This window comes from Bradyrhizobium sp. McL0615 (assembly GCF_049993905.1).
GTDB lineage: Bacteria > Pseudomonadota > Alphaproteobacteria > Rhizobiales > Xanthobacteraceae > Bradyrhizobium.
Window position 1 is genome coordinate 887,809 of sequence record NZ_CP188254.1, and the last position, 22,259, is coordinate 910,067.

General features: G+C 61.4%; 23 protein-coding genes, 1 pseudogene and 1 riboswitch. Of the genes and pseudogenes, 16 read left to right on the forward strand and 8 right to left on the reverse strand.

What is annotated here, in order from left to right; translation table 11 throughout:
* The first annotated feature begins 49 nt into the window (after nucleotides 1–49).
* From ACPPVP_RS04105 to ACPPVP_RS04115, 3 genes and pseudogenes are all read left to right on the forward strand, one after another.
* Complete coding sequence (locus tag ACPPVP_RS04105) at nucleotides 50–1,024, forward strand: MASE4 domain-containing protein (protein WP_426531549.1); 975 nt, start codon at nucleotides 50–52, stop codon at nucleotides 1,022–1,024.
* A 344-nt stretch (nucleotides 1,025–1,368) separates the two neighbouring features.
* Nucleotides 1,369–1,452: pseudogene (locus ACPPVP_RS04110) on the forward strand (hypothetical protein); the annotation flags it as partial.
* Between the two features lie 74 nt (nucleotides 1,453–1,526).
* Entirely contained in the window at nucleotides 1,527–1,646 is a 120-nt protein-coding gene (locus ACPPVP_RS04115) for a hypothetical protein (protein WP_426531551.1), read from the forward strand.
* Nucleotides 1,647–2,032: 386 nt separating this feature from the next.
* On the opposite strand, the gene ACPPVP_RS04120 is transcribed toward ACPPVP_RS04115, so the two are convergent.
* Nucleotides 2,033–2,290, reverse strand: a complete 258-nt coding sequence (locus tag ACPPVP_RS04120) for a hypothetical protein (protein ID WP_426531553.1) — start codon at nucleotides 2,288–2,290, stop codon at nucleotides 2,033–2,035.
* Nucleotides 2,291–2,493: 203 nt separating this feature from the next.
* On the opposite strand from ACPPVP_RS04120, the gene ACPPVP_RS04125 reads away from it, so the two are divergent.
* Nucleotides 2,494–2,655 carry a hypothetical protein gene (locus ACPPVP_RS04125; protein ID WP_426531555.1) on the forward strand — a complete coding sequence of 54 codons (162 nt, stop codon included), beginning with the start codon at nucleotides 2,494–2,496 and terminating at the stop codon, nucleotides 2,653–2,655.
* A gap of 181 nt (nucleotides 2,656–2,836) precedes the next feature.
* Here ACPPVP_RS04125 and cax read toward each other — a convergent pair whose 3' ends face one another.
* Together cax and ACPPVP_RS04135 are read right to left on the reverse strand one after the other, a co-directional pair.
* Entirely contained in the window at nucleotides 2,837–3,937 is a 1,101-nt protein-coding gene (gene cax / locus ACPPVP_RS04130; protein WP_426531557.1) for a calcium/proton exchanger, read from the reverse strand.
* Between the two features lie 185 nt (nucleotides 3,938–4,122).
* Nucleotides 4,123–4,644, reverse strand: a complete 522-nt coding sequence (locus ACPPVP_RS04135) for a carbonic anhydrase family protein (protein WP_426537656.1) — start codon at nucleotides 4,642–4,644, stop codon at nucleotides 4,123–4,125.
* Between ACPPVP_RS04135 and ACPPVP_RS04140 the strand changes: the two genes are divergently transcribed.
* Together ACPPVP_RS04140 and ACPPVP_RS04145 are read left to right on the forward strand one after the other, a co-directional pair.
* Nucleotides 4,534–4,935 carry a carbonic anhydrase family protein gene (locus tag ACPPVP_RS04140; protein ID WP_426537658.1) on the forward strand — a complete coding sequence of 134 codons (402 nt, stop codon included), beginning with the start codon at nucleotides 4,534–4,536 and terminating at the stop codon, nucleotides 4,933–4,935. The two genes, ACPPVP_RS04135 and ACPPVP_RS04140, sit on opposite strands and share 111 nt — an antisense overlap.
* 210 nt (nucleotides 4,936–5,145) lie before the next feature.
* Nucleotides 5,146–5,340, forward strand: coding sequence for a hypothetical protein (locus tag ACPPVP_RS04145; protein WP_426531559.1), 195 nt, complete (start codon nucleotides 5,146–5,148; stop codon nucleotides 5,338–5,340).
* A 423-nt stretch (nucleotides 5,341–5,763) separates the two neighbouring features.
* Here the strand turns inward: ACPPVP_RS04145 and ACPPVP_RS04150 are convergent, their stop codons facing one another.
* The 3 genes from ACPPVP_RS04150 to apaG form a co-directional block, all read right to left on the reverse strand.
* Nucleotides 5,764–6,192: a hypothetical protein gene (locus ACPPVP_RS04150; RefSeq protein WP_426531561.1), complete on the reverse strand. Its 429-nt coding sequence runs from the start codon at nucleotides 6,190–6,192 to the stop codon at nucleotides 5,764–5,766.
* A complete protein-coding gene (locus ACPPVP_RS04155) occupies nucleotides 6,189–6,425 on the reverse strand; it encodes a hypothetical protein (RefSeq protein ID WP_426531563.1) in 237 nt (78 codons plus the stop codon). Before ACPPVP_RS04155 ends, ACPPVP_RS04150 begins: the two co-directional genes overlap by 4 nt.
* Nucleotides 6,426–6,872: 447 nt before the next feature.
* Complete coding sequence (apaG, locus tag ACPPVP_RS04160) at nucleotides 6,873–7,265, reverse strand: Co2+/Mg2+ efflux protein ApaG (protein WP_426531565.1); 393 nt, start codon at nucleotides 7,263–7,265, stop codon at nucleotides 6,873–6,875.
* Between the two features lie 233 nt (nucleotides 7,266–7,498).
* Between apaG and ACPPVP_RS04165 the strand changes: the two genes are divergently transcribed.
* The 3 genes from ACPPVP_RS04165 to ACPPVP_RS04175 are packed head-to-tail and all read left to right on the forward strand — an operon-like array spanning nucleotide 7,499 to nucleotide 10,567.
* Complete coding sequence (locus tag ACPPVP_RS04165; RefSeq protein WP_426531567.1) at nucleotides 7,499–8,740, forward strand: OpgC domain-containing protein; 1,242 nt, start codon at nucleotides 7,499–7,501, stop codon at nucleotides 8,738–8,740.
* A complete protein-coding gene (locus ACPPVP_RS04170; RefSeq protein ID WP_426531569.1) occupies nucleotides 8,737–9,531 on the forward strand; it encodes an SGNH/GDSL hydrolase family protein in 795 nt (264 codons plus the stop codon). The genes ACPPVP_RS04165 and ACPPVP_RS04170 overlap by 4 nt, the downstream gene beginning before the upstream one ends.
* A 13-nt stretch (nucleotides 9,532–9,544) precedes the next feature.
* Entirely contained in the window at nucleotides 9,545–10,567 is a 1,023-nt protein-coding gene (locus ACPPVP_RS04175) for an SGNH/GDSL hydrolase family protein (protein ID WP_426531571.1), read from the forward strand.
* A 259-nt stretch (nucleotides 10,568–10,826) separates the two neighbouring features.
* Here the strand turns inward: ACPPVP_RS04175 and ACPPVP_RS04180 are convergent, their stop codons facing one another.
* Nucleotides 10,827–12,020 (reverse strand): O-succinylhomoserine sulfhydrylase, encoded by a 1,194-nt coding sequence (locus tag ACPPVP_RS04180; RefSeq protein ID WP_426531573.1) that lies wholly within the window; start codon nucleotides 12,018–12,020, stop codon nucleotides 10,827–10,829.
* 72 nt (nucleotides 12,021–12,092) lie between these two features.
* Nucleotides 12,093–12,172, reverse strand: a riboswitch (SAM riboswitch).
* A 109-nt stretch (nucleotides 12,173–12,281) separates the two neighbouring features.
* On the opposite strand from ACPPVP_RS04180, the gene ACPPVP_RS04185 reads away from it, so the two are divergent.
* The 7 genes from ACPPVP_RS04185 (at nucleotide 12,282) to ACPPVP_RS04215 (ending at nucleotide 20,787) form a co-directional block, all read left to right on the forward strand.
* On the forward strand, nucleotides 12,282–13,388 hold the full coding sequence (locus ACPPVP_RS04185) for a 2'-deoxycytidine 5'-triphosphate deaminase (RefSeq protein ID WP_426531575.1): 1,107 nt from the start codon (nucleotides 12,282–12,284) through the stop codon (nucleotides 13,386–13,388).
* A 120-nt stretch (nucleotides 13,389–13,508) separates the two neighbouring features.
* On the forward strand, nucleotides 13,509–14,999 hold the full coding sequence (locus tag ACPPVP_RS04190; protein WP_426531577.1) for an AfsR/SARP family transcriptional regulator: 1,491 nt from the start codon (nucleotides 13,509–13,511) through the stop codon (nucleotides 14,997–14,999).
* Between the two features lie 119 nt (nucleotides 15,000–15,118).
* On the forward strand, nucleotides 15,119–16,381 hold the full coding sequence (locus ACPPVP_RS04195; RefSeq protein ID WP_426531579.1) for a cytochrome P450: 1,263 nt from the start codon (nucleotides 15,119–15,121) through the stop codon (nucleotides 16,379–16,381).
* A gap of 39 nt (nucleotides 16,382–16,420) precedes the next feature.
* The gene (locus ACPPVP_RS04200) at nucleotides 16,421–17,500 is read left to right on the forward strand and encodes a PEP/pyruvate-binding domain-containing protein (RefSeq protein WP_426531581.1); all 1,080 of its coding nucleotides are present in this window, start codon (nucleotides 16,421–16,423) and stop codon (nucleotides 17,498–17,500) included.
* A gap of 49 nt (nucleotides 17,501–17,549) precedes the next feature.
* Complete coding sequence (locus tag ACPPVP_RS04205) at nucleotides 17,550–19,358, forward strand: PEP-utilizing enzyme (RefSeq protein ID WP_426531583.1); 1,809 nt, start codon at nucleotides 17,550–17,552, stop codon at nucleotides 19,356–19,358.
* Nucleotides 19,359–19,413: 55 nt separating this feature from the next.
* On the forward strand, nucleotides 19,414–20,016 hold the full coding sequence (locus ACPPVP_RS04210) for an HD domain-containing protein (protein ID WP_426531585.1): 603 nt from the start codon (nucleotides 19,414–19,416) through the stop codon (nucleotides 20,014–20,016).
* 9 nt (nucleotides 20,017–20,025) lie between these two features.
* Nucleotides 20,026–20,787: a glucose 1-dehydrogenase gene (locus ACPPVP_RS04215; RefSeq protein ID WP_426531587.1), complete on the forward strand. Its 762-nt coding sequence runs from the start codon at nucleotides 20,026–20,028 to the stop codon at nucleotides 20,785–20,787.
* A gap of 17 nt (nucleotides 20,788–20,804) precedes the next feature.
* Here ACPPVP_RS04215 and ACPPVP_RS04220 read toward each other — a convergent pair whose 3' ends face one another.
* Nucleotides 20,805–22,142, reverse strand: coding sequence for a PQQ-dependent sugar dehydrogenase (locus tag ACPPVP_RS04220; RefSeq protein ID WP_426531589.1), 1,338 nt, complete (start codon nucleotides 22,140–22,142; stop codon nucleotides 20,805–20,807).
* Between the last annotated feature and the right edge of the window lie 117 nt (nucleotides 22,143–22,259).

The following is a 22,259-nucleotide window of genomic DNA, read 5'->3' on the forward strand; positions in this document are numbered from 1 at the left end:
CCAATGATGAAGCACGATATGCTCCTAACATTTCTGCAGATGGAACCAAATGCTTAACCATGATACTCGCCAGTTTACGCTCGCTGCAGATCACGATCCTCCGACGGTGGTCGCCTTGATGCCTTACACCCCGCGACATCGAGCGATGGCTCTTGGCATCGTCGCCGGTATGCTGGCCGTCTGGGCGCCTCTCCTTCCTTTTGTGAACCTGCAAATTGGCAGAGTGGATAGCTTTCTTCCTGTTGTTCAGACGATCATGAGTGCGGCTGATCTGTTAACAGCAACCCTCCTATTCGCTCAATATACCGTACAGCCGCACCGGGCCTTGCTAGTCGTAGCCACCGGTTACATCTTCGCTGGCGCGTTTGCGCTTCTGCAGACTTTGACCTTTCCGGGCAGCTATGCACCCAACGGGCTCATAGGTGACGTTTACAACACACCAGCTTGGTTTTTTGTACTGTGGTACACGACATTTCCCCTGAGCATACTTGGTTACGCGCTGCTCAAGGATACGGGAAAAATATCGTCACGGTCGATCAGGACAAGCATTGCAATCACGTTGATATGTGTGTCGGGAGCCATAACTCTTTTGTCATGGCTTGCGATAAGCCAAACCGAGCACCTGCCGAAGTTCTTTACGACCGGTCTCATGCGACAGACGCCGCTTAGCAATCAATTCAACGTCGGTCTCACGATATTGGGCTGCCTCGTTCTTCTCGTGCTCTTTGTCCGCAGACGCACGGTCCTCGATCTTTGGCTTATGGTCACGTTGTTTGCGGCGATCCCCAACTTCCTAGTGGCGGCATACGCGGGCGCAGATCGATTTTCAGCTGGTTGGTACACGGCTCGCGGGTTCGCCCTTATCGCTAGCTGTATTCTGTTATCTGTATTGGTCATAGAAATGACCGTGCTCTATTCACGACTTGCAAACGCCTTGATGATGCAGCGGCGGGAACACGCCAACCGCTTTGTGAGCATTGATGCTGCTACTGCGGCGATTGCGCATGAATCAACTCCCCGTTAGGGGCGATCACGTTAAATGCAGAAACTGCTCAACAGGAGCTTCTTGCGCGACCTCTACGGCTTGAAGTGTTAGGTGACATTCTCAAGGAGATTGGAGAAGCCAGCCTTAGGGTGAAAGAGACAATCGTAAGTGTCCGCAGCCTGTTCAAGGATGCGAAAGATCAACCTGCGATGATCAGCCTCGAGGATGTGGCGCGGCAGGTATTACGGCTGCTGCAGCACGAACTGCAGCAAAATGAAATCCTTGTCAGCACCGATTTTTCGGTCGCAGCGCCTTTCGTACATGCTGATCCGGCACAGATGCAGCAAGTTATTCTTAACCTGCTCAAGAATGCAATCGAAGCGATGGCTTCGACGCCTCGCAGCGACCGCCGATTGAATGTTGGCACGCGGATCGGACATGATCGGCTCGTTGTGCTGTACATACAGGATACCGGCCCCGGAGTGCCCGATCAGGACGGGGCGCGCATATTTGAGCCGTTCTTTACGACCAGCGGGCGGGCATGGGGTTGGGATTGGCGATCTGCCTCACGATTATCGAGAGGTATCAAGGCCGTTTGGTCCTTAGTAAAACGGGGCCGCAGGGATCGACATTCGAAATCATACTGCCGCTTGTAAGGTAGGCACTGCACTGTGCAGATAAACGATGCCTCTGGGATTTCGAACCTCCGATCAGTGACATTTGCGATCGTGCATAGAAGCCCTTGCGCACGACCACCTCTCTGATCTGTTCACTAACGTGCCGCACCGCTCGCTTTTTCTTCCAGCCACTTGCCAAGTCGGCGGGTATCGGCGATCCGCGTCGTACTAGTAATTGCTCTTTCCTTTAACGTAGACGTCGAACATGCCGATCACCTCCGGCTCGGTTATAGGCGCAGCGCGGGTGAGATGAGGTGGTAGCAGCGGAACAGATCGGCGCAACGCTCCGACTAGGAATACCGCTAGACACACTGAAAACGCCCGGCGCTTTAGTGCAGCATCGCGAACGCAGGAAGCCTAAGGGGCAGCTTCACTTTCGTTTGCGTCGTGTTCGGTTCCGGCTGAGACGTTTGGCGTTTGCCGCCACCTTTCTCCGATACTGCTCAACGATCTTGTCTCCGGGTGCGCCAGCCATCAGGCTTGTACCGGCCTTCGCCGCCGCAAGCACTTTTTCACTCACCATGCGCCGGGCTTCACGTTGGGCTGCTTTGCCGCCGCGCATCAACTTGGCTATGCGCAGTCGGATCACGCGATTGCTTTCTAGCCCCAGCATCATCCAGTTCCACATGCTTTGATATTCCTAGCAAGGCGACCAGTTCTCGGATCGCATCAACGACCACGCTAAGAGCGGTGTCCAATCAAAGCCGCGTGGCTTGCGCGACTAAAGGGTTCCTTCACCTTGATCTAGGGAACAGCCGGCTTGGTCATAATCGGGGCTCGCTTCGCGCTCAAAGGCGGCGGCTGCTGCTGGGGGCCAAACGGAGATGTCCGATGGGTGTGGCAGGCTTGCGCTTCGCGAATGCGAAAAGAATTCTCCGGGTCCGAGCGGCCATTGTTGGCTTGCTGGAAGAGCTGCCGTTTATCTGCCCGGTGGTGGTTGCAGTTGGCTCGACGGTCATGATCGTGATCAAGCTCTGCAAGGATTTGCCGTAGTGAGGCGGCCCAACCGCTAAGGCGCGCGCGCATGGCGCGCGCCTTAGCGTACCGAGCGTCACAAAATTTAATCGAGATTGCAAAATTGCAAATATCCTCGCTCCGGGCCGTCGCGCGGTCCCCCGCGTACGGTCACCAGCCCAAAGGACCCTGACGACCGATTGCGGAGGGACTTCCGAGACTATCCCGGTCCTTGCGTCCCCGGTGGCACGACGTAGAGCGTCAGCGCGAAGACGGCGTAGATAAAGATCAGCAGGGCGCCGATGAACCACGCCGAGCGCCCGCTGCTGGTGATGAAGCTCGCCGTCACGGTCGCTATCATCACCATGGTTACCGCGCCCGGCCAGAATTGCAGGCTCATGGGCGACGGCCCCACGACGTAGCTGAGCAGCACCAACGCGGGCGCCACGAACAGCGCGATTTGGGAGGCGCTGCCGAGCGCGATGCTGACGCTCATGTCGAGGCGGTCTTTTCGCGCCGCAGAGAAGGCGACCGCAAACTCAGCGGCGGCGCCGACCAGCGAGACGATGATGAAGCCGACAAAGGCCGGGCTCATCCCGAAAGTCTCCGCCGCCTTCTGCACGGACTCGACAAAGATCTCGCTCACCAGCGCCACGAGTACCGTCACGGCGAGCAGCGTGCCAGCGGCAACGCCAATCGGCCAGTGTTCCTCGCCTTCGCCATGCTCCGCGCTTGCGAACAGTTCCTTGTGAGTTCCGAGCGAGAACAACAGACCGAGCGCATAGGCGATGATAAGCAGGACGGCGAGGCCGACGCTCAGCTTCTGCATGATCGCCTCGCCCTGGGCGAGGTCGAGATCGGCGACCGCCGACGGGGCGAGCAGGGCGACCGTCGCCATCAGCAACAGCCCGGAATAGAGCCGCCCGCCAGCCCGGTTGAACTCCTGCACGTGGTAGCGCAGCCCGCCGAGCAGGAGGCAGGCACCGAGCATGAACAGGGCGTTGGTGACAATTGCGCCCGCGATTGACGCCTTCACCAGCATGTACTGGCCCGCATGCAGCGCGGTCACGGCGATGATTAGCTCGGTGAGGTTGCCGAGCGTCGCGTTCAGTAGGCCGCCAACTGCATCGCCGGTCTTGGCGGCGACGGCCTCGGTCGCGTGGCTGAGAAGTGCTGCCAGAGGCACGATGGCAAGGACCGCGAGCACAAACAGAAGTGTATGCGCCTCCGGCGCGGCCTTTTCGGTCACCAATACAAGGGGAACGAAAACAAGCATCCACAGCAGCGGGCTGTGCCGGATTTCTTTGAGCAGAGATTGCACGGTGCCTGTCCCCCGTCGGATGCGATGGCGCGAAGATCGAGGCTGGGGCGGGCCGAGTGTTGATCTGGCTCAATGGGGCGGGCCCGGCGGTCAAGGGGCTTGGAACGGCAATCCGGCAGGACCCATAAACCCGTCAAGGGCCAAACCGTCTCGGGCCTTTGATCAAGATCAAGGTCGCCTGCCGTTCACCGACGTTTGTTCCTCCTTTGACAGACACAGCTTGCAGGGAGGCGATCATGCGTCGTCGTCAAGTATTGAAGATGTTCGCGGGCATTGCGCTGTGTCCGCTGTGTGCATCGATTGGCGTTGCTGAGGAAGGCCATCATTGGAGTTACGAGGGGACGACCGGCCCCGAAAAGTGGGGCGACCTCGATGCAGCGAACGCGACGTGCTCGATTGGCAGCCAGCAGTCTCCCATCGACATTACCGGTGCTGTCACCGCACGTCAGCCCTCGCTCAAGATCAACTGGAGCAAGCGCCCGGAGACCATCGTCAACAACGGCCACACGATCCGCAAGCCCGCCCGCTGCCGCTGCGTGGACGAAGTGCGCTTCCATCCCGAAGCGTTTGCCATCGACGAGGTGTTCGCTGGGATGATGGAAGTGAAACTGTGTCAGCTCAAAGCTGCGATCCCTCAGTCGGAGGTTATCCCCCTTAGGGGCGTTGAGTTGGTCGTCGGCGTGTTCATTGTCCCGGGCAAGAAAAATGAGGTGTTCAGTAAGATTGTTTCGACGATGCCACCGGAAGCCGGAGCGCCTGTTTCCGCCGATCCCGGCATTGACCCAATCCGCTTGCTACCGGTTGAGCGCGGCTACTATCACTACGAGGGCTCTCTCACCACGCCGCCGTGCAGCCAGTCGGTCGATTGGATCGTGCTCGCTCACCACGTCGAGGTGGCAGAGGCCGACATTGCCCGCTTCGCAAAGCTCTACCCAATGAATGCCCGCCCGGTACAAAAAATCGACCGGCGGTTCATTCTCAGGTCGGGAGCCGCGTAACCTTCAGACCACGCCAGCGGATACTGTGAAATTAGGGCCTGAGAGGGCCCGGCGTTGTCGGGCACGAGGCAGGCCGCACAGCGCGCCGGATCAACAGACACAGGGCGGCATGGGCTGGATCGCCAAGCTGTCGGATAAGTCGTAGCGTATTGCTCAAAACAGCCGAGTTAATCGGGACCTACTAGAGGCCTGACCTCACGGAAATCGACGATGGCATCGCGTCTTGGGCACCTGTTGTATTGGGTAGCGTCATGGATCGCAGTGATCATGATCGCTGGTGGGATGGTCGTCTGGCTCTATTTTTCTCGGCCGAACTACGATCCCTTGGGATTGCTGATCGTCGGCTTTGGCATCATTGTTTGGCTTGCGGGCCGTGCGATCCGGCATCGGCTAGCTGGTCGATAAGCGTGTCGGAAAGCCGGATATCGTCTGGCCCAGCCGTCCGCGTAGGTCTCGACGTGATGGCTGCAGCGATGATCGCGGCAATAGATCAGCACGTCGCGGACGCCGGACGCGCGCATATCGCCGAGGGTGATTTTCTGCTCGTAGGGTCGTCATCTAATGACCATGACGCTTCATCAATTCAATCGTCCGCTGAAACTCGCTTGTCTCCTCAAAAAGGGTGAAGGTTCCCCACACCCTACCGCTTGATAAACTAAACGGCCGCAAATCCGCTGGCAGCGGGCGTCTATCGACCTTCGTTCGGATTCGAAAGCCACCTACCGACCGCCCATCTTGAAACGCGGCGTCGGATAAAAGTACATACCAACAGGATCAGCGGGGCCTCGCACTGTGTACCGCTGAAGCAGGATTTCTGCTTCCGGCAACTCATCGATGGACCGCGTTGAATATATCACATCGCGAAACGTTTTTTTCGTAAGGCCCAAGGTTCACATGCTCTACCGATGGCCTCTGACTGATTGACGCGCGCCATAAGACCGAAAGCACAACCTTGCAGAACAATTCTCGGTCAGCTTGCGGCAGTTCAAAGGCCTCAGGGTGCAGGTTAGTGTGTGCCCGTTCGAATTTTTGGCAAAGCTCCAAAGCGTAGTCGTCAAACCGCCCAAGGCGACCATCGCAATCCGCGCATAAGATGCCGGAATCAAACTCTCCGAGTTGTTGTTTGGCGGTGCCGATATTCTCTGGTGCAATTCTGATATTTGGCCCGCTGCCACGGATCAGCCTGCCAAAGCCTTTTGCGATAATATGGGCGTTGACCAGTTTTGTACTGGCGCAATTTCGGCCATGGCAGATCACTGTCGCCGACCTATGACGCGCCCGCCTGGATCGTAGACCGTCGTGGCGTTGCCGCTGGTGGACTCGCGGCTGATGACGTTGCCTCTGGAAGCGTAATTCGTTGTCGTGCCTTGGCTGTCGGTCGCAGATCGGCCGACGACCTTGCCGCGCATGTCGTAATAGGTGCGCTGTTGCGCCGAGGCTGCGCCGGCCAACGTCGCGAGCGTCAGCAGTGTCAGCAGGGTCTTGGTCATGGCTGATCAGCCGGTGAATCACACAATTTTGCACAGCAAATCATGAATCCGCGAATCGCGACACAAATGACGATACGTCAGCTTTACCGTATTGATTTATTGAGACTTTTTGCACCCGACTACTCCCTTGCGCAGGGAAGGCCGGAATGCTCCAGCTGCCCTGTATGCTCGTGTGCCGTTTTGTTTGCGCAAATCGCACGCGGGACCGCGGGTGCAGCAAGCACCCGGTCTTCCCTGCGCCCTCTGATTGGAGGGCGGGAAGTTCTCAATACACCTCGGGCGCAATGCGCAGCGAGATTGCGAACCTGTATCCACCCGTCATTGCGAGCGCAGCGAAGCAATCCACCTCCCGGCTTGCTGCGCTATGGATTGCTTCGCTGCGCTCGCAATGACGGGGAGAGAACGGTGGCCTGGAAAATCCGTAGCCCGGAGGAGCGCGCGTTGCCCCTAATTCAACACCCGCTTGTTAGTGGGGCTGTCCAGCGAGAACGTCGGCACGTCGATCTCGAACCGCTCGCCGCTGGCGCTGACCATCTGGTAGCGCCCGGCCATGAAGCCCGACGCGGTCGGCAGCGGTACGCCCGAGGTGTATTCGAAGCGCTCGCCCGGCGCGAGCACGGGCTGCTCGCCGACCACGCCCTCGCCACGGACTTCCTGCTTGTGGCCGGTGGCGTCGGTGATGATCCAGTGCCGGGTGCGGAGCTGCACGGTCTCGGTGCCGGTATTGGTGATGACGATGGTGTAGGACCAGAAATATTGTCCCTTATCGACCGACGAGCGCTCGGGCAGGAAGTTTGGCTCGACGGTAACTTCGATCTGGCGGGTGATGGCGCGGTACATGCGGCAAGCTTTCGGAAATCCTGTGCCGTATCATAGCCAAGAATGCTGGGGGAACAATCGCCGGTCCGCCGGGTTTGCCGGTGGTTTGATCGCGGTTTCAACATAGTTCCCCTCTAGAGCGCACCCGCGCGCGGTCCGGCCTCGTATCTGTTTGCGTATCTTGTGTGCAAGTTGCGGGCCGATATTATCTTTTCCGGACAGTGCACGCCTGAAAGCTAAACTAACGGTGCCCGATGTCGTCCATTGCCGATCCAGTTGCCGCAACGCCCCTTAGCGATAGCAAGGCCGCAGCGCCTGCCGCGCCGGCGATTGCGTTGCCGGTGGCCGGCGAGCGCGAATTGCGGCTCGATTTGTTTCGCGGCATGGCGCTGTGGCTGATCTTCGTCGATCATCTGCCGACCAACATCCTGACCTGGTTCACCATCCGCAATTACGGATTTTCTGACGCCACCGAAATCTTCATCTTCATCTCCGGCTACACCGCCGCCTTCGTCTACGGCCGCGCGATGCTGCAGGCCGGCTTCGTGGTGGCGACCGCGCGGATCCTGCGCCGGGTCTGGCAGATTTACGTCGCCCACGTGTTCCTGTTCACGATCTTCCTCGCCGAAATTTCCTATGTCGCCACCCGTTTCGAAAACCCGCTCTACAGCGAAGAAATGGGCATCATGGATTTTCTCAAGCAGCCCGACGTCACCATCGTCCAGGCGTTGCTGTTGCGCTTCCGTCCCGTCAACATGGACGTGCTGCCGCTCTACATCGTGCTGATGCTGTTTCTGCCAGCTATCCTGTGGCTGATGAAGTGGCGGCCTGACGTGACGCTCGGGCTATCGGTGCTGCTGTACGCGCTGACCTGGCAATTCGACTGGTACCTGACGGCCTATCCCGGCGGCTTCTGGATCTTCAACCCGTTCGCCTGGCAGTTGCTGTTCGTGTTCGGCGCCTGGTGCGCGCTGGGTGGCGCGGTGCGGATGTCCCGCATCCTGTCGTCGCCGGTGACGCTGTGGATTTGCGTTGCCTATCTGCTGTTTTCATTCTTCGTCACGTTGACCTGGCACATCCCGCAGCTCAGCTTTCTGATGCCGAAGCGGCTCGAACAGTGGATGTACCCGATCACCAAGACCGATCTGGACGTGCTGCGGTTTGCCCATTTCCTGGCGTTGGCGGCGCTCACCGTGCGCTTCCTGCCCAGGGATTGGCCGGGCCTTAAATCGCCCTGGCTGCGACCATTGATCCTGTGTGGCCAGCACTCACTTGAGATATTCTGTCTCGGCATCTTCCTGGCCTTCGCAGGGCATTTCGTACTGGCCGAGGTTGCCGGCGGTGCCTTCATGCACGCCTTGGTTAGCCTTTTCGGAATCCTCATCATGTGGGGCGTGGCGTGGGTGATTTCGTGGTACAAGCATTCGGCCGACAAGGATGCGTCCAAGAACAAGCGCACGGGCGGCAACGCCGATATGGCTGGAGGCAGCGTATGAGGCCCGGTTCTGGAGCCGTACTAGCCTTGTCCCTGCTCGCCGGGCTTGGAGCTACCGGCTGGGCGCGCGCTGAGGATGCTCCCCCAGCGTCTCCCCAAGCCTCTCCCCAGAGCTTACCCCAGGCCTGCGAAGTGCCGGCCTATCTCCTGGGCACCGATGGCGTGCTGCCGAAGGTCACCGACGCCGTCAAGAACGGCCGGCCGCTGAACATCCTCGTGGTGGGCAGCCGTTCCTCGACCATCGCCGCTTCGGCCGACAGCGCCTATCCGGCCAAGTTGCAAGCCGCCCTGAAGGAGAAACTGCCCTCGATCCAGATCAATCTATCCGTAGAACTACAGCCCGGGAAAACCGCGGAGGAAACCGACACCACGCTCGTTAAGCTGGTGGAAGCAAAAAGGCCTACTTTGGTCATCTGGCAGACCGGAACCGTCGATGCTATGCGATCCGTCGATCCCGACGATTTTCGCAGTGCCGTTGGCGACGGGATTGCTGCGCTGCAAAACGCGGGGGCCGATGTGGTTCTGGTTAATCTGCAATACAGCCCGCGCACGGAGACGATGATTTCTGCGCCGCCATACCTAGATAATATGCGCGTGGTCGCGCAGCAGCATAATGTTCCGCTGTTCGACCGGTTCGCCATTATGCGTCACTGGAACGACGCCGGAGATTTCGACCTGTTCAGTACCGTTCATGGTCCCGATATGGCCAAACGGGTTCATGCCTGCCTCGGCCGCGCGCTGTCGAAATTTGTGCTCGACGCGGCCCGCCTCGATCAGGCGCAGCAGAATTAGGGAACTAGCCTTAATGAGCCGTCACTACCCTTTTTGCTTGTCGACATTGCCGACCGTCTTTTTTGCCGCCAGCCTGGCGCTGTTGATGCCTGCCTCGGTATCGCCATCGCTTGCCCAGACGGCCTCGCAGCAGGCGGCGCTGTCCGACCACGCCAAAACTGAAAGCAGGACTGAAAAGACGCTCTCGGCTGAAAGCGTCCAGCCGCAGGCCGCTCAGACGGCTGTCGCCAATCCGGCTGCGCAGAAGGGCATCACCGGCAGGGCAATCGACAAGGTAAAGGAAGTCGCGAAATCGGCCGGCGACATCTTCAGCCGTGTGCCGTGCCAGCCTCCGAAGGGCGGCAACAAGTCGGTGGGATCGCTGCCGCACGTCGCGAGCCGGTTGGTCGCGGGCGAGCCGGTGGTGATCGTGGCGTTCGGATCGTCGTCGACGCAAGGCTATGGCACCACCTCGCCGGAGTTCACCTATCCCAATCGTCTCGCCGCGCAATTGCGCCGGAAGTATCCGACCGCCGACATTACCGTGATCAATGCCGGCAAGGGCGGTGAGGACGCGCCCGAAATGATGAAGCGGCTGAAGATCGCCGTTATCGATCTGCGACCGGATCTGGTGATCTGGCAGGTTGGTACCAATGCCGTGTTGCGCAACCTCGATCCGGAGGAGACGGCGAAGCTCGTCGAAGAAGGCGTCGGGCGCATCCAGGCAGCGGGCGCCGACATCGTGCTGATCGATCCGCAATATTCGCCGCGGGTCAACGAGCACGCCGAGAGCGCCGGCAAGATGACGAAGCTGCTCGGCAGGGTCGCCGAACTACGCAAGGTCGGAATTTTTCCACGCTTCGCGGTGATGAAGGACTGGCACGAGGGACAGTCGATCCCGATCGATAATTTCGTGATTTCCGACGGCTTGCACATGAACGACTGGGGCTATGCCTGCTTCGCCCAACTGCTCGGCGACGACATCATCAAGTCGGTCGGCCAGATCAAGCTCGGCGTCCATGTGCCCTCGGACGTGCGGACGTATCGGCCGATGTAGCCGAGCTACAACTACGCTGTCGTCCCTGCGGACGCAGGGACCCATAACCACAGGGCGTAGTGAGTTAAGCAGGGCGTCAACTACAGCCTCTTATCAGCAGGGCCGCGACGTATGGGTCCCTGCGTTCGCAGGGACGACACCTGTTGCGTAATGAGTAGGGTGGGCAAAGGCGCGCTAGCGCCGTGCCCACCATTCTATCCGAATACGCGCTGAGAGAGGGTGGGCACGCTGCGCTTTGCCCACCCTACACATTCGCCCCTCACGCCTTCTCCAGCGCCGCCGCAAAATCCTCGATCAGATCGTCGGCATGTTCGAGCCCGGCCGAGAAGCGAATAAAGCCTTCGCTGATGCCGAGTTCGGCGCGCGCCTCCGGCGTCAACCTTTGATGCGTCGTGGTCGCGGGATGGGTGACGAGGCTCTTAGCGTCGCCGAGATTATTCGAGATGCGCGCGATCTGCAGCGCGTTGAGGCAGCGGAACGCAGCCTGCTTGCCGCCCTTGACCTCGAAGCCGACCAGCGTCGAGCCAGCGCGCATCTGCTTCTTCACCAGCGCCGCCTGCGGATGATCCGATCGCCCGGGATAGATCAGCCGCGAAATCTTCGGGTGCGAGGCGAGCATGTCGGCGATCTTGGCGGCCGTCTCGGTCTGCGCGCGCACGCGCACGCCAAGCGTCTCCAGGCCCTTGAGCAAGGCCCAGGCGTTGAACGGCGAGAGCGACGGCCCGGTCTGGCGCATGAAGTTGTGGATGTGCTCGGCGATGAAAGCTTCCGACGACAGGATGACGCCGCCGAGGCAGCGGCCCTGGCCGTCGATATGCTTGGTCGCGGAGTAGACCACGACGTCGGCGCCAAGCGAAAGCGGGCTCTGCCAGATCGGCGTGGCGAACACGTTATCGACGATCAGCCGTGCGCCGCCACTATGCGCGATCTCGGCAATCGCCGGGATGTCGAGCACGTCGAGCGTCGGATTGGTCGGGCTCTCCAAGAAGAAGGACTTGGTGTTCGGCCGCAACGCGCGCTGCCACTGGTCGAGATCAAAACCGTCGACCAGCGTCGTCTCGATGCCGTAGCGCGGCAACAGATCCTGCACCACGTAAAGGCACGAGCCGAACAGGGCTTTCGAAGCGACGACGTGGTCGCCGGCCCGGAGCGGTGCGAGGATCGCGGTCGTCACCGCGGCCATGCCGGTCGCGGTCGAGCGCGCGGCTTCCGCGCCCTCGAGTTGGATCATGCGGCGCTCGAACATCTCAATCGTCGGATTGGAATAGCGCGAATAGATGAAGCCGGGATCCTGGCCCTTGAACCGGGCCTCGCACTGCTCCGCGGTGTCGTAGACGTAGCCTTGGGTGAGGAACAGCGCCTCCGACGTCTCGCCGAATTGCGAGCGCAGCGTGCCGCCATGGACAAGGCGGGTTTCGGGACGATAGCGCTTGGTAGAAGCAGTCTCAGACATGTGACCTCCGTCGTGACCACTATCGAAAATGGTCACAAAAAACCGGCCTGGAAAAATTTCCACAGGCCGGGATCACACGTGTCCCCGGCCTGTTTAGCTACTTATTTAACGTGGCTGCAAGCCGGCCGGCTCAAATCACCACGGGATAAGTCATGCTGATATTACCTCCTGCCCTTCCCGTCAAGGCGGCCATCGGATAACCCCTAAAAGCCCATATTTAAGAGGTTTGGATGAGTTTTGGGCCGTATTGAGGATCGCGCCGTGCCGTTCACGCTTCCGCCCGACGCCAACGGGATTCTGCCCGACCGCATGATCGCGGCGATGGCGGATGCGGGCCTGATCCTGCCGGAATATCCCTTTGTCGAAAGCCAGATCCAGCCGGCGAGCCTCGATCTGCGGCTGGGCAACATCGCCTACCGCGTGCGTGCCAGTTTCCTGCCCGGCCCCGGCTCAACCGTCGCCGAGCGGATCGACGAGCTGAAGCTGCACGAAATAGATCTCTCTGACGGTGCGGTATTGGAGACGAATTGCGTCTACATCGTCCCGTTGCTGGAAAGCCTTGCGCTGCCGCCGTCGATCGTGGCGGCCGCCAATCCGAAGAGCTCCACCGGGCGGCTCGACGTGTTCACCCGCGTGATCGCCGACGGCACCCGCCGCTTCGACATGATCGGCGCCGGCTATCACGGCCCGCTCTATGCCGAGATCAGTCCGAAGACGTTTCCAGTGCTGCTGCGCGAGGGCTCCAGGCTCAGCCAGGTGCGCTTCCGCACCGGTGACGCCATCCTCAATGCCGACGAACTCGACGCGCTGCATGATGCCGAGCGGCTGGTCGATATTGTCGATGCGGACTTGGCCAATGGCGTCGCGCTGTCTGTCGATCTGTCCGGCGAAAACACCTCGGGCTTCGTCGGCTACCGCGCCAAGCGCCACACCGGCGTGGTCGATATCGACCGCCGTGGCGGCTATGCCGTCAACGAATTCTGGGAGCCGATCCCGGCACGTCCCGACGGCAGCCTCATCCTTGATCCCGGCGAGTTCTACATCCTGGCCTCGAAGGAAGCCGTGCAGGTGCCGCCGGATTACGCCGCCGAAATGGTGCCGTTCGATCCCTTGGTCGGCGAATTCCGCGTGCACTATGCGGGATTCTTCGATCCCGGCTTCGGCTATGCCGGCGCTGGCGGCAAGGGCGCGCGCGCCGTGCTCGAAGTGCGCTCGCGCGAGGTGCCGTTCATCCTCGAGCACGGCCAGATCGTCGGCCGGCTGGTCTACGAGAAAATGCTGTCGCGGCCCCACGCCTTGTACGGCCAGCGCATCGGCTCGAACTACCAGGCGCAGGGGTTGAAGCTCTCCAAGCATTTCCGGGTGTAGCCCCGCTACCGGGCAGCCGGGCCGATCATATTGCGGCGCACGAGCGCTGCCTCTCCTGACAATCGCGGTTCACTTTCCTCGCCACAGCGATCATGCTGCGCCCGCTACGGGAGCGATGGCATGGACTCCGGCGACAGCCCGCCTGTTACGAATCTCGCGTTCTTCGCGAAGCGTCAGCGGACGCTGCTGGCCGAATTCATCGATGCCGCGATCGATCATCTTTCTCCTGCGCGTATCCTGGTCGTTACCGCTGCCGGCAAGCTGCCGCCCAGCGGCGTCAATGTGACAACGCTGTGCCGAGCCTATTCGGATCTGGCGTTCCTCGATGTGCCGATTTCATTCGCTCAGGTCGAACGTCAGATCGAGCGCTGGCTCGAACGTGAAGGGGCGGTGCCGGAAACCATCCTGGCGATCGACATGGGATGGGGCCTGGAAACGAACTCGGCGGCGGCGAATTTCGAACATTGGACGCAGGTGGCGCACCGGCTGTCGTCGAGGCCCGGCATTCGCGTGGTGTCGCTCTACAATCGAGGTCTGCTGATCGATGAACAGTTGCTCGCCGCGTTGCGCGGGCATCCGGCGATCCTGACCGCCAAGGGGGTAGCCGCCAATCCACACTGGCTACCGGCCGATCTTCTCACCCAGGGCACGCTGCGTCAGCAGATCGACCACTGGCTCGGCGAAATCATATCGGATCCCTCCGATCTGCCGGCCGCCGCGATCCATGCAGCCGAGGGCGCCGACCCCATGTGGTTGTTGCGACGTTCGGCCGAGGAGCCGGTCGAGGCCTATTTCGACAGAAGCGACCGCTGGAAGATCCGCTGCTTCGGCCGCTTGCGGATCTATCGGACCGACGGCAGCCAGGTGAGTTGGGAGATTTCCGGCGGCGCCACCCGCAAGACCAAGACGCTGTTTGCCTATCTGCTGCAGAAAGGCGGGCAGGGCGGCACCACGGACGAATTGTGCGATCTGTTGTGGCCGGAGGCGGACAAGGCCGAGACCGCGCGCAACCGGCTTTATCACACCGTCAAATGCCTGCGCGAGGCGTTGCAGGGCAAGCCCGGACGCGGCGCCGGCATGCGCGAACATCTGCTGCGCGACGGATCGCGTTACATTCTCGTGCCGCCGGAAAGGAGCTGGCTCGACATCTCGACGTTCGAGCAGCTCTGCCGGCAGTCGCACAGCCACATCAAATCAGGCGCCAGCGATGAAGCGCTGATCTGCCTGCAGGCCGCCGACCGGCTCTACACCGGCGACCTGTTCGAGGACATTCCCGCCGACTACGCCGATAACACCGAGCACGACTGGTGCTGGTCGAAACGCTATTGGCTGCGCGACATGTTCTTCAAGGTGCAGCGCGACGCCGCGCGCATTCACCGCGAACGGCAGGATTTCTCGACCGCGCTGGCGCATTGCCAGAAGGCGCTCGCCATCGATCCCCTGTGCGAGATTGCCCATGAAGAGACGATGCGCGTGTTTCGCGCGCAAGGACGCCGCGAAGCCATCGATCGGCAGTACAAGCTCTATCGGGACGCGCTGCGGCATTTCGACGACCGGCCACAAAGCGGCTGGCTGCGTCAGGTCTATCGGGAGCTGGCGGACCGAAGTTAGTTCTCGGTGTCCATTAATCTCCTGATATCTAGGAGCTTTCCGGCTAAAGAAAAACCAAAGATCGAGATGTATCCTCTCAAGAAAAAGCACCCCCAACAGGGCTCAGGGAGGAGGAGACGATGGCGACGGTGACGGCCGCAAAGGGCTGCCCATTTTCAAACGCATCGATTGATTTCGATCCGTTTGACATCACCGATCCGTTCGCCTTCTACGAATGGGCGCGCGCCGAAGCGCCGGTCTTCTTCTCCGAAGAACTCCAATACTATGTCGTCGCCGGACACGCCGACATCAAAGCGGTGTTCGAGGACTGGCGGACTTTCTCCTCGGAGAATGCGCAGGCGCCGCTGCGTCCGATGTGCGCGGAGGGCAAGCGGATCATGCAGGAGGGCGGCTTCACCGCCTATTCCGGTCTGTCCGCCCGCGTGCCGCCCGATCACACCCGCATCCGCAAACTGGTTCAGGGCTGCTTCGGCCCGCGCCGCTTCAAGGCGATCGAGCCGCAGATCAGGCAGATCGTGACGCACGCGCTCGATGCCATCATCGGCAACGGCAAGGCCGAGTTCGTCCGCGAGTTCGCCTACGATGTTCCGGCTTTCGTGCTGTTTAGGCTGGTCGGCGTGCCGGACGCTGATGTGGCGCAGGTCAAGGCCTGGGCGGTCAGTCGCGCGCTTCTGACCTGGGGCAATTTGTCGGACGCAGAGCAATTGCCGCACGCCCGCAACATGGTCGAATACTGGAACTATTGCCGCGCCCTTGTCGCGCAGAGCCATGCGAGCCCGTCTGACGATCTGCCGGGCGATCTCATTCGTCTGCAGAAGGAGGGCGCCGGGATCAGCGACGACGAAATCGCCGGCGTGCTCTACAGCGTTCTGTTCGCGGGCCATGAGACCACGACGACCTTGATTGCGAACGGCCTGCGCGAATTGCTGCTTCATCGCCATAACTGGGAAGCGCTGCTGGCAAATCCGGCGCTGATTTCCGGCGCCGTGGACGAAATCCTTCGCTTCAGCCCTTCGATCGTGGCGTGGCGGCGGCGCGCGCTGAAAGACGCGGAGATCGGTGGCGTCGCTATCCCGAGAGGCGCGGACATATTGCTGATGCTCGGCTCTGCCAATCGCGACGAGGCGGCGTTCTCGGAGCCATCGCGCTTCGACATCACGCGCACGGATGCGCGCGGCCATCTTGCCTTCGGCTATGGAATCCATTTCTGCGTCGGCCAGCAACTCGCCAAGATCGAGCTTGCCATTGCGCTGGAAGAGCTGACGCGGCGCATGCCGGACGTGAGGCTGAAGGCGAAACAGACCTTTGGCTTCGTGCCCAACACGTCCTTCCGTACGCCCACCGAACTTCACATTGAATGGGATGCGTCTCGCCATTCGTGAACAACATTTGCTGCCGCTGTCGTCTTGAGGAGACTGAAGATGCTAAGGGTTCCAGACGCCAGGTTCATTGTCGCTTTCGACAGGGCGTCCGAGGCCGACAGTGTTCGCATGGGCGGCAAGTGCGCGAGCCTTGCCCGCATGATCGCGGCCGGGGTCAATGTGCCCGATGGTTTTGCGATTACGACCGATGCCTATGCCGAACATCTCGAATCCGGTCGCCTGCGCGGCAGGATTGAAACCCTCATGCGGTCGATCGACATCGGCAATGTCGATGACGAGGAAGACAAATCATCCGAGATCCGCCGGCTGATCATGTCCGCCGCGATGCCCGCCGGCGTCGAGGCCGAGATCCGCAGGGCCTATCGCGCCATGGCTGAGGACGACGATCTGCCGGTTGCGGTACGCTCTTCGGCGACGGCGGAGGATATGCCGGACGCGAGTTTCGCCGGTCAGCAGGATACGTATCTCTGGATCGTCGGCGAGGATAACGTCGTCGAACGGGTCAAGGCCTGTTGGGCCAGCCTGTTCAACGCCCGCGCGATCTCCTATCGCGCCAAGAACGGGCTTGGGTGGCTCGACGCGCAGATGGGCGTCGGCGTGCAGAAGATGATCGACGCGGCGGCGGCCGGCGTCGCCATGACACTCGATCCCATCACCGGCAATCGTACCCGGATCGTGATCGACGCCGCCTTCGGCCTTGGTGAGCCCGTCGTGTCGGGCGAAATCACGCCCGACAATTTCGTGGTCGAAAAGGTGATGCTCGAAATCCTCAAGCGCAAAATCGCCAACAAGGATCGGGAATTGGTAGCCGATCGCGCGGCACGCAGGACGGTGCACAAGGTGGTCGAAGCCTCGCGCCGCGCGCTGCCCTCGCTGAGCGATGCGCAGGTGATCGCGGTCGCCCGCGTCGCCAAGGCGCTCGAAAAGAGCATGGGCTGCCCACAGGACGTCGAGTGGGCGATCGATCGCGATCGGCCCGATGGCGAAAATGTCGTCATCCTGCAAAGCCGGCCGGAGACGGTCTGGAGCCGGAAGACGGTGGCGCGGGAAAAGACCTACGCAGTGGGAATCGAGGGCGTGCTCGGCGCGCTGCTCTCGCCGCTCAGGGTCAAGCCATGAACAGGCGCACGATCGATCAAGAACTGGCGGCCAAAGCGGGGAGAAACGAATGACGACGCATGTGAGATTTCCCAGTCCTTACGACATCAAGGCCCCGCAGGGCGCGGAAGACTGGAAGCGCCTGTATCCCTATTATCTCGTCTTCCAGGACAATCTGAAGCAAAAGGAGGAAAGCAAGTTCTGGTTCTGCGACAGCCAGCACTGGCCGACCCCGTTCAAGCCGTTCGACGCGGTGACGGTGGAATTCGCCGTCAAGTGCCTCGGCCAGTACAACACCCGCCACTATATGATTCCGCCGGCTAATGGCGTCGATTACCGGATCCACAACGGCTACTGCTACATGAGCCCGGTGGCCGTCGCGCCCGAACTCATTGCCGGCCGCGTGCCGCAGTTCATGGAACGTGCCGGCTACTACTTCCAGAACTGGAGCACGCTGCTCGCCAATTGGGACAACAAGGTCCGCGCCAACATCGCGGCGCTCGAAGCGCTGCACTTCGAAAAGCTGCCCGATGTCGTGCCACTCGACTGGGTCACCGGCGGTGTCGGTCTCGATAACACCTACGGCCTGATGGAGACTTATGACCGGTCGATCCAGCTTCTCTACAAGACCTGGCAGTATCATTTTGAATTCCTGAACCTGGGCTATGCCGCCTATCTGGATTTCTTCGGCTTCCTCAAGGGACAATTCCCCGACATTCCCGACCAGGCGATTGCCAAGATGGTGCAGGGCGTCGACGTCGATTTATTCCGGCCCGACGATGAATTGAAGAAGCTCGCCAGGCTCGCGGTGCAGCTCGACATCGCAACCGCGCTTCGGGCCGGCTCGGTTGACGCCGCGCTGGCGGCGGTCGCGCTACGGCCGAACGGCCATCAATGGCTCGCGGCATGGAAGCAGGCGCAGGATCCCTGGTTCAATTTCACGTCCGGAAACGGCTTCTATTCGACCGATAAATACTGGAGCGAGCACCTCGATATCCCGCTCGGCTACATCAGGGATTACATCGTCCGTGTCGAACGAGGCGAGGAGATCGACCGCCCCACTGCGAAGATAGCCGCCGAGCGCGACCGCATCACGAAGGAATATGCCGAGCTGCTCGACGCGGACGCCCGCGCCGCGTTCGAAGGCAAGCTCGGCCTGGCGCGCACCGTGTTTCCCTATGTCGAGAACCACAATTTCTACATCGAGCATTGGTCGATGGGCGTGTTCTGGCGCAAGATGCGCGGGCTGAGCCGCATGCTCCATGAAGCGGGCTTGTGGGAACAGCCCGACGACATGTTCTATTTGACGCGGCAGGAAGTCCGCGACGCGCTGTTCGACTACGGCAATGCCTGGGCAGTCGGCACCGATCCGATTGGGCCTGATTACTGGCCGGCGGAGATCGCGAGCCGCCGGAAGATCATGGCGGCGCTGGCGACACAGGCGCCGCAGCCGGCGCTGAACGAACCTCCCGCCGTGATCACCGAACCCTTCACCATCATGCTGTGGGGTATCACCACCGAGAGCGTCGGACGCTGGTTGAACGGGTCCGCCGACAAATCGGTCCTCACCGGAATGGCGGCGTCTCCAGGCACCGTCGAGGGCCGGGCGCGCGTGCTGCGGTCCGCCGACGATCTCGGTCTGATCGAACCCGGAGAAATTCTCGTTACCCCCGTCACGGCGCCAAGCTGGGCGCCGGTGTTCGGCAAGATCAAGGCGACCGTCACCGACATCGGCGGGATGATGTCGCACGCGGCGATCGTGTGCCGCGAATACGGCCTGCCGGCCGTGACCGGCACCGGTAATGCGACCACGTCAATCAAGACCGGACAGATGCTCCGTGTGAACGGCTCGACGGGCGAGGTCACCATCCTGTCCTGACGAAAAGCAACGGCGTGGCGGTGAAACCGCCGTCACGCGAAACGGAATCCTGAATATGCTGACCAGATCAGATACAACCGGCCGCTACGATGCCGTCTGGCGTGAAGCCGAACCCTATATGCGCGCCCGCAAGAACGACGTGCATATCCCGCTGTCCTTTGCCTTCGCGCAGGCGCTGCTGAAGCTTCATCCCGACGCCGACGAGGATATCGTTTCGCTCGCCATCCTGCTGCACGACATCGGCTGGTGGTCGATCGACATGACCGACATCATCGAGAAAGGGTTTGGGCCGAACATGATGCAATCCGACGTGCGCTTCCTGCACGAGAAGGAAGGCGTGCGGCTGTCGCGCGAGGTACTGGCGAACACCGGCTGGTCGGAGCCCATCATCGTGGCCGTCGGCGAGATCATCGACGGCCACGACACGCGGCCGTATCCCCGTTCGCTCAACGACCGGCTGGTGCGCGACGCCGACAAGCTCTGGCGTTTTACGGTCACGGGTGTTGCGGTCGCCTGCGACTGGTTCAAGCTCAATCCGCGCCAATATGCCGATCGCCTCGATGGCCAGTTTGCACTGCTGGAAACCGAGGCCGGTCGACAGATGGCGACGCAGGAGCTGGCCAGCACCAGGCAGGCTCTGATGCTCCATTTGATCTGAGCGAAGCCGATGGGTGAGCTCGAACTGGGCGGAAAGCGGGTGATCGTCACTGGGGCAGCGGGCGGCCTCGGCCGCGCCTTTGCCGAAGCCTTCGCCGCTGCCGGCGCCAGCGTGGTCGCCGCCGACATCGACGTTGCCGGCGCCGAAGAGACCGCGCGATTGATCGTGGCAAAAGGCGGCCAGGCCCTTCCGCAGGCCGTCGACGTAACCGACCTCGCCTCGGCCGAGCGGCTGGCCCGTGCGGCGCACGAGGGTTTCGGTGGCGCCGACGTGCTGGTCAACAACGCTGCTGTCTATGCGGGGCTCCAACGCACGAGCTTTGAATCGATTTCCGAAGCGGAATGGGATCGCGTGATGAGCGTCAACGTGAAGGGCACCTGGATCATGACCAGGGCCATCGCGCCGCTGCTTCGCGCGTCAGGCGGCGGCGCGATCGTCAATGTGTCGTCCGCGACCGTCATGAGCGGATCGCCGATGTGGCTGCACTACGTTTCCTCAAAGGGCGCGATCATCGCCATGACCAGGGCGCTCGCCCGCGAACTCGGCGACGATAACGTCACGGTCAACGCGATCGCGCCCGGCCTCACGCTGACCGAGGCGAGCCTGGGGCTCGTGGACAATGCCGCCGAATACGGCGTGATGCGGGGTGCGCTGAAGCGTGCGGCGGTGAGCGGCGACATCGTCGGCGCCGCGCTGTTTCTGGCCTCTCCCCACGCAACCTTCGTTACCGGCCAGACGCTCGTGGTCGATGGCGGAAGGCAGTTCCTCTAGCGTTCAGGCCGCGACGCTCACCGCGACGCCGATTTCGCCGATGGCGTTACGCGCCAGATCGTGTTGCCGACGTCGTCGGCAACCAAAAGCGCGCCCTGCTTGTCGAGCCGGACGCCGACGGGGCGGCCCTGCGCCTCGCCCTTGTCGTTGAGGAATCCGGTCAGCACGTCCTGTGGCGCACCCGAAGGTTTGCCGTCCTTGAACGGAACGAAGATCACCTTGTAGCCGGCGCGGGGCTTGCGATTCCACGAACCGTGCTGGCCGATGAAGGCGCCGTCTTTCATCTCGGGCGGAAACAGATTGCCGGTGTTGAAGGTAAGACCAAGCGAAGCTGTATGCGCGCCGAGCGCATAATCCGGGGCCATCGCTTTCTGCACCAGGTCGGGCCGCCGCGGCTCGACGCGCGTGTCGACGTGATCGCCGTAATAGCTGTACGGCCAGCCGTAGAAGGCGCCTGATTTCACCGAGGTCATGTAATCGGGGACGAGATCATTACCGAGTTCGTCGCGCTCGTTGACGACAACCCAGAGTTCGCCGGTTTTCGGATTCCATGACGGACCGTTCGGATTGCGCAGGCCGGATGCAAAGACGCGCCATTGGCCGCTGGCACGGTCGACTTCCAGCACCGCGGCGCGATCCTTCTCGGCCTCGATGCCGTTTTCGCCGACATTGCTGTTGGAGCCAACGGTTGCATACAGCTTCGTCCCGTCTGGACTGGCGGTGAGGTCCTTGGTCCAGTGGTGATTGATGGTACCGGCGGGCAGGTCCGCAAGCTTGACGCCGGGCGCGCTGATTTTGGTGTCCCCCTCGTGGTAGGGGAATTTCATGATCGCATTGGAATTGGCGACATAGAAATCCTCGCCGACCAGCACCATGCCGAAGGGCGAATTCAGCCCGCTGAGGAAGGTGCTGCGCGTTTCGGCAACACCGTCGCCGTCGGCATCACGCAGCAGCGTGATGCGGTTGGCGCTCGGCACGCCGGCACCCGCCCATTTCTGCGCCTGCCTGTAGACAAAACCCTTGATGCCCTTGCCGTCGTCCGGCTTCGGCGGCGCGTTGCTCTCGGCGACCAGCACGTCGCCGTTCGGCAGCACATAGATCGTGCGCGGATGCTCGAGCCCGGTCGCAAGGGCCGTGACCGTCATGCCGTTGGCGGCGATCGGCTTGGCGCCGTCGGGCCAGCGGCTGACCGAAGCGATATCGACCATCGGGATCCACGAATGTTCCGGCGGCGGCAGGTTCGGCGAAGGACCGTAGCTCTGCGCCACGGTCGCGGTGTCTTTGGGGTCGTTACAGGCGGCAAGCGGCAGCGCCAGTACGGCGACGCAAGTTGCCAGGAGGATGTTCTTGGACATGGCGGGGTTCCCTGGGGGTGTCGCTTTACCAATGCGATGCCGGCCCAAACGTTCGTGAGGGCGGCATGAATTCCCCGTGAAATGGCCGCCGAGTCGAGCCTCGCGCTCAGGTGGAGG